At 40.0% G+C, this 9,603-nt stretch carries 11 protein-coding genes; 1 reads left to right on the top strand and 10 read right to left on the bottom strand.

Features of this window, described 5'->3' with window-relative positions; all coding sequences use genetic code 11:
* Nucleotides 1-136: 136 nt before the first annotated feature.
* The 10 genes from IEO70_RS17900 to IEO70_RS17855 form a co-directional block, all read right to left on the bottom strand.
* Nucleotides 137-496 (bottom strand): hypothetical protein, encoded by a 360-nt coding sequence (locus IEO70_RS17900; protein ID WP_190999746.1) that lies wholly within the window; start codon nucleotides 494-496, stop codon nucleotides 137-139.
* A gap of 365 nt (nucleotides 497-861) precedes the next feature.
* Complete coding sequence (gene fabZ, locus IEO70_RS17895; protein WP_190999745.1) at nucleotides 862-1,290, bottom strand: 3-hydroxyacyl-ACP dehydratase FabZ; 429 nt, start codon at nucleotides 1,288-1,290, stop codon at nucleotides 862-864.
* Nucleotides 1,291-1,589: 299 nt separating this feature from the next.
* Entirely contained in the window at nucleotides 1,590-1,847 is a 258-nt protein-coding gene (locus IEO70_RS17890) for a DNA-directed RNA polymerase subunit beta (protein ID WP_190999744.1), read from the bottom strand.
* Nucleotides 1,848-1,862: 15 nt separating this feature from the next.
* Complete coding sequence (locus IEO70_RS17885) at nucleotides 1,863-2,711, bottom strand: flagellar hook-basal body protein (protein ID WP_190999743.1); 849 nt, start codon at nucleotides 2,709-2,711, stop codon at nucleotides 1,863-1,865.
* A 27-nt stretch (nucleotides 2,712-2,738) separates the two neighbouring features.
* Complete coding sequence (locus IEO70_RS17880) at nucleotides 2,739-3,575, bottom strand: flagellar hook-basal body protein (protein WP_190999742.1); 837 nt, start codon at nucleotides 3,573-3,575, stop codon at nucleotides 2,739-2,741.
* A gap of 210 nt (nucleotides 3,576-3,785) precedes the next feature.
* Complete coding sequence (gene mreB / locus IEO70_RS17875) at nucleotides 3,786-4,787, bottom strand: rod shape-determining protein (protein WP_190999741.1); 1,002 nt, start codon at nucleotides 4,785-4,787, stop codon at nucleotides 3,786-3,788.
* A 253-nt stretch (nucleotides 4,788-5,040) separates the two neighbouring features.
* Complete coding sequence (gene spoIIID / locus IEO70_RS17870; RefSeq protein ID WP_190999740.1) at nucleotides 5,041-5,313, bottom strand: sporulation transcriptional regulator SpoIIID; 273 nt, start codon at nucleotides 5,311-5,313, stop codon at nucleotides 5,041-5,043.
* 279 nt (nucleotides 5,314-5,592) lie between these two features.
* The gene (locus tag IEO70_RS17865; RefSeq protein ID WP_206711647.1) at nucleotides 5,593-6,222 is read right to left on the bottom strand and encodes a 3'-5' exonuclease; all 630 of its coding nucleotides are present in this window, start codon (nucleotides 6,220-6,222) and stop codon (nucleotides 5,593-5,595) included.
* A 39-nt stretch (nucleotides 6,223-6,261) separates the two neighbouring features.
* Nucleotides 6,262-7,701, bottom strand: coding sequence for a DUF294 nucleotidyltransferase-like domain-containing protein (locus IEO70_RS17860; RefSeq protein WP_190999739.1), 1,440 nt, complete (start codon nucleotides 7,699-7,701; stop codon nucleotides 6,262-6,264).
* A gap of 150 nt (nucleotides 7,702-7,851) precedes the next feature.
* A complete protein-coding gene (locus IEO70_RS17855; protein WP_190999738.1) occupies nucleotides 7,852-8,691 on the bottom strand; it encodes a M23 family metallopeptidase in 840 nt (279 codons plus the stop codon).
* Between the two features lie 122 nt (nucleotides 8,692-8,813).
* Between IEO70_RS17855 and IEO70_RS17850 the strand changes: the two genes are divergently transcribed.
* Entirely contained in the window at nucleotides 8,814-9,260 is a 447-nt protein-coding gene (locus IEO70_RS17850) for a VanZ family protein (protein ID WP_190999737.1), read from the top strand.
* The last annotated feature ends 343 nt before the right edge of the window (nucleotides 9,261-9,603 follow it).

Below are 9,603 nucleotides of genomic sequence, written 5' to 3'. Positions count from 1 at the left end.
TCTACGGAAGTTCGCGGCCAGCAGCTAAGAATTCATAGACAAAAACAGAAAAACGTGAAATGGAATTGTCCATTTCACGTTTTTCGTCATTTGAAGCTAGTTATGTCCCAGACTCTTTCCTTGAACTGACGAAATCTTATTTATTCGTGTTCGTATTGTTATTGTTAGTCTTATCCGGGTTATTAGTATCAGTAGTGTTGTTAGTGTCGTCGCCAATTGTATTATTGTCAGCGTCGTTCTGCAAATCATTTACACCGTCTTCAACATCCGTACCGATATTGTTTACATCGTCTTTAACTGTATCTCCAGTTGTACCTGTACCAGTGCCTGTGCCTGTATTATTATCATTTGTATCTGTATTATCCATATTTGAATCCTCAGTTACATTTGAATCGTCAGTCGTAGTGCCGTCATCCGTATCGTTATTTCCGCACCCCGTTACCAGCATTGCCGCTAAAGCACACCCACTTAATACAGCCATAAATTTTTTGTTCATTATGACTTCCTCCTTTCGAGATGAATTGACCTATGTATGGTCAAATTGTATTTTGCCCAAAGAAAAGAAAATGTTACATGAAAGTTTAACAGCAAAAATACCACGTTCTTTTTTCAATATGAACTACTTATATTCACCTCTAACAAAAAGAGACATGGCGATTGTAAGGTTAGACAGATTTTCTCAAAAAAAGAAAGGTCCGATTAAAATGTTCGGACCTTTCAATGGGAATGATTTACTTACCAAACCTTAATATCATTCATGTTTGAAATTATACTAACATGAAACAAAGTGTTAATATAATAAATCATTAGCCAATTATTTTTTATTGTTATTTTAAAATATTATTTACAATTTTGATTGTGTTACTTATTTCCTAGAGCAAATGAGATATCCACTTCACAGGCTACTTCTCCATCTACTGTCGCAATCCCCTTACCTTTGCCAAATGAACTACGCATGCGAACAATTTCAACTTCTAGACGAAGTTGATCGCCAGGCTTCACTTGTCTTTTCAAACGGCAGTTATCTATTCCTGCTAAAAAGCCGATTTTCCCTTTATTCTCTTCCACTTTCAAAATTGCAACCGCACCTACCTGTGCCAGCGCTTCAATGATAAGCACACCTGGCATTACCGGGTATTCAGGAAAATGACCGTTAAAGAATGGCTCATTGATTGTTACATTTTTTATACCTACCGCTCTTTTTCCTTCTTCTAATTCGACAACCTTATCCACTAGTAAAAACGGATAGCGGTGCGGAATGATTTCCTTAATTTCTGTCACATCCAGCATTAAATCTCCTCCTTGAAATAAGAAAAACCGTTACCGGTCCTTTTACATTTTTGAATCTGCCTCTTGAACTCACTCCAATGAAAAAGGAGCCATGCGGGAGGACTAAGATGAATCACACAAGAAACCCGCCTTTGGTTTCTTGGGGGAGGCAGCTTAGGACCTAGCATGGCAGGTATAAGGTTAGACAGCTATCTAAGTCCTAAAGTGAATGATTTCTTATCATTTTAAAAAAAGAGCCCTCTTTAAAGAGGACACTTATGAAAATCCAATTTAAGGATTTATATATTCTGTATTATAGCTCAATTGTCTTTGTTCACCAAATCTGTGATGGAAGTCCAAGTAGATTTTTGCAGCACATCAGTTGGATTACCATCTCCAAGCACGCCATATCCAATCATACTTCCAATTGTAAAGGCAAGCATGACAAACGCAATAACCGCAATAATTCTTAACCAGATCGGAACAAGACGTATACGTATTTTAATACGCGGCTCTTCTTTAGGCTCCTGTAATTGCAACTGCTTATGATCTTCTCTTAATAATACTTTTTCTTCCATATAATTCAGCCTTTCTTAGCGTAAGCCGTTTACAAGACCCAACATTTGGTCAGCAAGTGTCACAGATCGCGCTTGGAACTGATACATGCGCTGTGCCGTAATCAGGTCTGTCATTTCCTTCGACATATCCACATTTGAATTCTCTAAAGATCCTTGCTGGACTGCGACATTTTCACGCAAGCCGCCAATTAAATCTGTGTATACATCCTCTTGTTGCACGCCGGCAATTGCTTCATTCGTTAATCCATATAAATTACCGCCCTTATTCTCCAAATATTGCGGATTTTGGACAGATATAACGCCCAGTTCGATTGTTTGCTGTTGGCCGTCATTCTTCGTCGCAACAAGTGTACCATTCTCTGAAATAGTGATGCTGTCGATATCTCCAGTAATGGAGATCGGATTATTCCATTGATCAAGAATGCGATTTCCGCTTGATGTCACCAGCTCCAGCTGGTTAGCATCAGACGCAGACGGCGACAAGTAAAATGATCCATCTCTTGTGAATCTCATCTCTGTTGTCCCGCTTGCATCCGTTGTCTGAACCTTAAAGAACAAATCCGGTTTTGTAAGTGCCACATCCAAGTCACGCTCTGTATTTTTCAGAGCACCTTGTGTCAAAATAAGCTTCACTAAGCTTATTTTGGCTCCGACGCCTTGGCGGATTCCCTGCGGCGTTAAACGACCAATAGCATCAGCTGAATCACGCTGATTATTGACTTGTTGCACAAGCAAGTCATTGAATGTGCCTTCTTTTCTTTTATAGCCTGTTGTGTCCACGTTTGCTAGGTTATTGCCGATTAAATCCATCTGCAATTGAAGCTGGGACATTGTATTCGTTGCTGTAATCATTGTCCTGTTCATTAATCCGACCCCCAATTATTGCATGATTTATACTTTTCCTATTTCATTCACAGCTTTCTCCATGCTACGGTCGTATGCCTGTAACACTTTTTGATTAGCTTCAAAAGCACGATAAGCTGTCATCATATCTGTCATTGTACGTCCGGAATCAACGTTGGATTGCTCGAGCATGCCTTGCTCCATCGTAAATTGTATTCCTGCCATTGTATAAGCCGTTGGAAGCATCCCACCGCTTTCTAAGCGAAACAATCCATCGCCTTCCTTCACTAACTCGAGAGGATTTTCTGAGTAAGCAATGCCGATTGTCCCAACTACAGCACCTTCCTGTTCAATCATGCCATCAGGCCGAACAGTAAATTGATCACTTTCTAATCGGATCGGCGCACCGTTAGTATCGAGCACATAATTGCCCGCCGGTGTAGTCAAGAAGCCTTGCTGATCCAATGTGAAGTTACCGTTGCGAGTATATCTTGTCTCGCCATTGCTATTGGCAACAGAGAAAAAGACAGTCGCATTGCCTCCTGACTCTTCATTAGTCGGCATAACAACATCGATCAATGCAATATCGGTGTTATTGTCTGTTTCTCTCAAATTCCCCTGTGAGAAAGCCGGCATCGTTTCTTGCATGTACACTCCTGTATTCAATGGACCGACCACTTGGCTTGTCGGTAATGTTAAACCATTTTTTGTCGGAATATCTTTCTCACCGAAATGACTGATTAACATTTCTGGAAAAGCACGCAAACTCGATTGATCCGCCTTATATCCCGGCGTAGTTGCGTTCGCCAAGTTATTCGACAACATCTCTGTTCTTCTCTGTTGCGCAATCATCCCTGTCGCCGCTGTATAAAAACCCCTTAACAAATTCTTTCACCCCTTATGTATATCCGAACACAAATATAGTTCCATTATATACAATTTAAACCTGTTTTAGGTAGTATTTTAGTACTAATTTTCAGAATTATTTAAACGACTGTTATAGCAGGACATCACAAAAAGAGGTCGTTCGGAAAGTGCATACTTTCAAACAACCTCTTTAGTCAATCTTTATTTAAGATTAATACCTGTTTTTTATTATCCGAAACGACGGCTGGAGATTTTGTCCATGTTATCAAGCATAATGCCTGTGCCGATTGCTACGCAGTCCATCGGCTCTTCTGCTACAAGTACCGGGACTTTCAGTTCTTCTGCTAGAAGCATGTCCATACCATGAAGCAATGCGCCTCCACCTGTTAAAATTACGCCGCGGTCAATAATATCCGCTGAAAGTTCCGGTGGCGTTCTTTCTAATACAGATTTAGCAGCTTGAACAATAATTGAAACGGATTCACGTAAAGCTTCTTCCACTTCTTCTGAGCTTACTGTAATTGTTCGCGGTAAACCTGTCACCATATCACGTCCGCGAATTTCAATTGTTTCATGGCGAGAATCACGGAAAACAGTCGCAACTTGAATTTTGATATTCTCAGCTGTTCTTTCACCAATCAGCAATTTATACTTACGTTTAATGAAATGCAGAATTTCATTGTCAAATTTATCTCCTGCCATCTTAATCGATGAGGAAGTAACAATATCACCCATAGATAGAACAGCAATATCAGTTGTACCTCCGCCGATATCGACAACCATATTGCCGCTTGGTTGGAAAATATCCATGCCGGCACCTATAGCCGCTACTTTAGGTTCTTCTTCCAGAAATACCTTTTTACCGCCGCTTTTTTCAGCTGCTTCTTTGATTGCTTTTTGTTCAATGCTTGTAATGTTTGTCGGACAGCAAATTAGAATTCGTGGTTTTGATAAGAAACCTTTCACATCTAATTTATTGATAAAATATTTCAGCATTGCTTCTGTTATGTCAAAGTCAGCAATTACACCATCTTTTAATGGTCTGATTGCGACAATATTCCCTGGTGTACGACCAACCATACGACGAGCTTCCTCACCGACAGCCAGTACTCTGTTTGTATTTTTATCAATCGCTACTACTGATGGTTCATTCAGTACGATTCCCTTACCTTTAACGTGAATCAGCACGTTAGCTGTACCAAGATCTATGCCTATATCTCTTGCGAACATGGTTTATATATCCTCCTCGATCTTATACAATCGTATCATAACTAATAGTATATTTTAACACAACAACATGAAGAAGTAATAATATTTTAGAAAAAATTGAATTCCATCTCACTATTATTGTGACAAATTGAAGCAAGCAGATGTATTGTTCCTCTCGATGTATCATATAAAAGGCCTTCAGCGCTGTTTTAGCAGCACAGAAGGCCATGACTCATTATTACAATTAAACATGATCCAATTAAATTAATGACTCCTATAATACCGTTTCTTCTTCCGGCTCCGTTTTCTTGTATTTGAGCTTTGTTGCTTCTCCGCCGCGCAAGTGGCGGATGGACTTATGGTAATCCAAGATTTCTTTCACTTCGTTTGCCAGCTCAGGATTAATTGCCGGCAGCCTTTCTGTCAAATCCTTATGAACTGTACTTTTGGATACTCCGAATTCTTTCGCGATGACGCGAACGGTTTTCTTTGTCTCCACGATATACTTCCCAATCTTGATAGTTCTTTCTTTGATGTAATCGTGCACACCACTCTACCTCCCTAAATTGGATGTAAGAAGTGTGAAATGAGATTCGCTTCGATGTGATCGGATAGCTGAAGTATTTTCTATTTAAAGGAATCATTTATTTTTACGTAACAAATAGTATTCTGCAAACGACCCCTCACCCCACCCACTCTCTATAAATAGGTTTGTAACATTATATTAGCTTGGGCAAAGTAATATGTACGAAAAACACAAGAAGGACAAGGTATGCGGGAGTTTTTTTCAAAAAGCAAGAGAATAATCACATTTTTTGTTGTACATTCAAAAAGAAGGACTGCTTATTCTGCTTAAATCCCCCCACGTTTTCATGCCTCTTTCAGCGAGCTGGCGCAAAAGTTCAACGAATAAATATGCGGTTGTCAACGCATCACCAATCGCTGAATGACGCGTGTAGATGCGCGTATTAAAATTTCTGGCATACCGTTCGAGATCGCGCATGTCTGTAGAGGGAGCTAAACTGCCTATCAAATCCAACGTGTCAATACAACGATGATCGCGCAGTGTAAACTTCTGCCTTTTTAACTCGCTGATCAAGACAAGCATATCAAATGCGACGTAATGCCCGACGAAGCAGACGCTATCATTACTGCTGACAAAATCGAAGAAAAGGGAAATAGCTTCAAAAGATTGCGGTGCTGTTTCGACATTTGCATCACGTATCGACGTTAACTGCGTTATTTCCTGAGAAATATGTTTATTTGGGTTGACGTATGTCTGAAATTGTCTATGTTCCTGTACTTGAAATCCTTTCACTTGGACAGCTCCAATTTCAATGAGGCGATCTTCTTTTGCTACTTGAAAACCGGTTGTTTCCGTATCAAACACCGTGAAATTAAGCTCTGCAAGCGGCATTGACAATGGAATATCTTTGTAGCGGAGCGGACTTATCATTGATTTGCGTATAAAGAAAATTCCCCTCTCCTCCTTTCCCTATACTTTCATATTGAAATGATAAAAGACTTTATTTTGTAACTCTTTTATTATTCTCAACCCTATTGCCAGTTCCTCTCGTTCTCTTTCAGTCAATGACGATAACAGCAGCACCGTGGAAGACTCACTCTCTGTTTTGGCCTGCTGCCAGCGCAACCGGACGTAAAAAACTAATATTTGATTCATTGCATCCTTTACATCTTTCGCAAACCCATTCTCTAAAACACCTTTTTCTGCAAGAGCAGCAAGTCTTTCAAATGGTGTTCCTTCATGAACGTGATGAATTAATGATAATATTTGCAATGAATGATGATATGGAAAGAGTACATCTTTTTTTAAGTCGATGGACTTTTTTGATCGTTGAAACAGGGAAAGCAGCGGAGCATGTAAAGTCTTAACGGGATGCTGCCTTTCCCATGCAGCCATCTGATAAAGGAAAAGTGTTGCAGTATCCAGTATTTGTGACAACTGTTGCTGAAACTGTCTATGAAGTGTGTAATCACCGTATATAAGACGGTAGGTGAAGAAGTTGTTAGCAAGGAGCATATGATCGTTTGTCGGCATTGTGACCCATTTATGTACACGCCCTTTCCATTCCGTAACGGTTCCCCTCCATTGAGGCTCACTGCACATCATCAGCCCCTTGCAGCGCGCGTAACCTGCTCTTTCTAAAAAAGATACAAGCTTTTCACCAAGTTGCTGAAAGTAGAATCGGGATAAGGGATGCTCTTCATAAACGAGAAAGTGGTCTTGATCTGTCAAGATGAATTGCTCACCCCTCCCTGCGCTACCCATTGTATAAAAATTAAATTTGCCCGGAGGAATAAGCCCTTCTTCCTCTTCCAAGCTTTGAACAGCAAGGAACACAGCGCGTCTCATTAGGCGATCATATAAAGTCGTTATAACAGAGAGCGTATCGTTTATCGGTATTTTTTCAGTCAGTAGCATTTGTAGCACTTCATAAATAGCAGGCTTTACCGCCACCAGAGTGTTTACATCGGCATTCTCGATTCGTCGAGTTGTTTTTACCATATTCTCATTCTTTTTCCTAAGTAAATCTGGCATTGCGATAATGCCGGAAAGCTGTTGATTGTCTGATACGAGAAGATGTTTAATGCCTTTTATAATCATGAGAGAAAGAGCCTCATAATAGAAAGCTGAACGTGAAATCGAAATGGGGTCACGTGTCATAATTGTTGCCGCTTCTTGTTCAGCACTATAATTGACAGCGACAACCCGGTTGACCATATCTCTTTCTGTAATTATGCCAAGCGGCTGCTTATCTTCCATAACAACAACAGAGCTGACTCGATCTATCATCATCATGCGGGCAATCTCCTGAATTGTCTGCTTTGCAGAACAAACAACCACTTCTTTGCACATCAGATCCTCCACTCTCAAAATATAGGCATCTGTCTCTCTTAACTGGGCATCTTCCATCTTCCGCAGTCCCCCTTTTCAAATACTACTTATGTAAATATTATCCAAAAACTTATCAAGAGGTCAATCAGCATCTCGGATGATACAGACAGAAAAAAACTGCCTCTAGAGAAAATTTAGAGACAGTTTTACATATTTTGCTTGATTGAATTATTCTTGTTCAGTCTGGTCATCTGCAGAGTCTTCTTCTGTTGAATGCTCAGAATTTAAATCTTCTTCTTCAACATCTTGCTCTTCAGCAGGTTTGTCATTGCTTTTGCTTTCATCCTTCTTTACTTCAGCCTCTGATTTTGCTTCTGCTTCTACAATTGTCGCAACAGATTTGCCGATGTAAGTGTTCGGGTTAACAGCTGTACCATCTTTACGGATCTCGAAGTGTACGTGAGTGCCTGCTTCTTCATTCAAAGTGCTCTTTCCTGCTTTCGCAATCACTTGTCCTTTAACGACTTCATCTCCAACTTCAACAGCGATATCTGTTACAGATTGATAATGAGTAGTAATGCCGTTTTGGTGCTCAATGACAATTGTGTTGCCCAGCAACGCATCATCTTCCACTTTTGTAACTTTTCCGCTTAAAGATGCTACAACCTCAAACGTTTTGCCATCTTCCATTGCAAGGTCAATACCGCGGTTCATATGGTATTTATTGTTGTAGAAAATAAGCGCCTTTTCTTGAGATTCTTTGCTACCGTTTTTATCGTAGAAATCTGTTTTGACAACAACGGAATCCGCATCATCCACCGGCAGCATCACATTTTCCATTTTACTCCCAACTTCGATTGACTCTTCATTGCTTCCACTGTTTCCGTGTTCCTGAACTTTTATATCACCGGAATCAGCCGTATCTTCGTTGCTGTTTTGGAACCATAGAACGGCAATTATTAAAATGGCTGCACTTGCTAAATAGATGGCTGGTAATGCCCAACGCTTTGAAAGAAAACGTTTAAATCCTGATTTTTTTGAGAAACGTTTCTTTTCTTCCTCTCTCATGATTATCACCTCAGCAATCATTCTGAACACGTTCGGCCAAATTTATACACTATTTAAAAAATTTTTATTTGCGAATTACATGTTAAAATAGTAGAAGCTAAATGAGGAAAGGATTGTCATTCATGAGAAGGTTTATTTATTATGTTTTGTGGGCCCTCCCGATTGCCTATATGATTGCGATCTGGATTATGTCAAGCCTGCCAAGCAACGCTATCGTCGAGCTTCCGGATTCTAAGACAGATGCATTTATTAAAGAAAGTCTGCACTTAGTTGAGTTTGCAATTTTGTACATATTGTTTGTCATTCCATTAACAATCGGCGGAAAACTAACTTTAAAGTCCAGTTTAGTCTTCGCGCTAATTTCCGCTGCATATGGAGTAACTGATGAAATTCACCAGTCGTTCGTACCATATCGCTCAGCAACGCTGATCGATGTAGTGAAGGACTGGATTGGTGTAGCCGCTGCCTGGGGACATGTGCGCTATCATTATTTCTACAAACAACAAAGCATACTGAACAGACTGTCAGGGCAGAAAAAATCTACAGTAAGTGAAAAAGCCGGGAGTTGAGTTCCCGGCTTTCTTCAGTAATTCTTGTATATTATAACGTGCAAATCGACCATTCCAATCTTTAACATTGGAAGTATAGAAACTAAGGACCAGCAGATTCCGCAAGAATTAGTCTGCTTTTGAAATTAATCGATCCGCTACTAAAAATAATCGACTCTCTCAAATATAATCAGTCCAACTTGCTGATTCACAAGCATTACGCTTTATTCAAAACAATCGAGTAGGAGGGGGTGATTAACCCCCGACCTCTCACACCACCGTACGTACGGTTCCGTATACGGCGGTTCAATTAAGATAATTGACGCAAGTATTCATAACGAGCTTGTAGACTTTTGAGCCCTTG

Source organism: Peribacillus faecalis (assembly GCF_014712675.1).
GTDB lineage: Bacteria > Bacillota > Bacilli > Bacillales > DSM-1321 > Bacillus_AD > Bacillus_AD faecalis.
Note: the sequence above shows the minus strand (reverse complement) of the source record. Positions and strands in the feature narration are given on the sequence as shown.

Coding starts and splice junctions, on each gene's coding strand:
- IEO70_RS17865 (WP_206711647.1), bottom strand. CDS start 6,222: ATGATAAGTCCGCTCCGCTACAAAGATATTCCATTGTCAATGCCGCTT.
- mreB (WP_190999741.1), bottom strand. CDS start 4,787: ATGTTCGCAAGAGATATAGGCATAGATCTTGGTACAGCTAACGTGCTG.
- IEO70_RS17855 (WP_190999738.1), bottom strand. CDS start 8,691: ATGAGAGAGGAAGAAAAGAAACGTTTCTCAAAAAAATCAGGATTTAAA.
- fabZ (WP_190999745.1), bottom strand. CDS start 1,290: ATGCTGGATGTGACAGAAATTAAGGAAATCATTCCGCACCGCTATCCG.
- IEO70_RS17890 (WP_190999744.1), bottom strand. CDS start 1,847: ATGGAAGAAAAAGTATTATTAAGAGAAGATCATAAGCAGTTGCAATTA.
- IEO70_RS17850 (WP_190999737.1), top strand. CDS start 8,814: ATGAGAAGGTTTATTTATTATGTTTTGTGGGCCCTCCCGATTGCCTAT.
- IEO70_RS17885 (WP_190999743.1), bottom strand. CDS start 2,711: ATGAACAGGACAATGATTACAGCAACGAATACAATGTCCCAGCTTCAA.
- IEO70_RS17900 (WP_190999746.1), bottom strand. CDS start 496: ATGAACAAAAAATTTATGGCTGTATTAAGTGGGTGTGCTTTAGCGGCA.
- IEO70_RS17860 (WP_190999739.1), bottom strand. CDS start 7,701: ATGGAAGATGCCCAGTTAAGAGAGACAGATGCCTATATTTTGAGAGTG.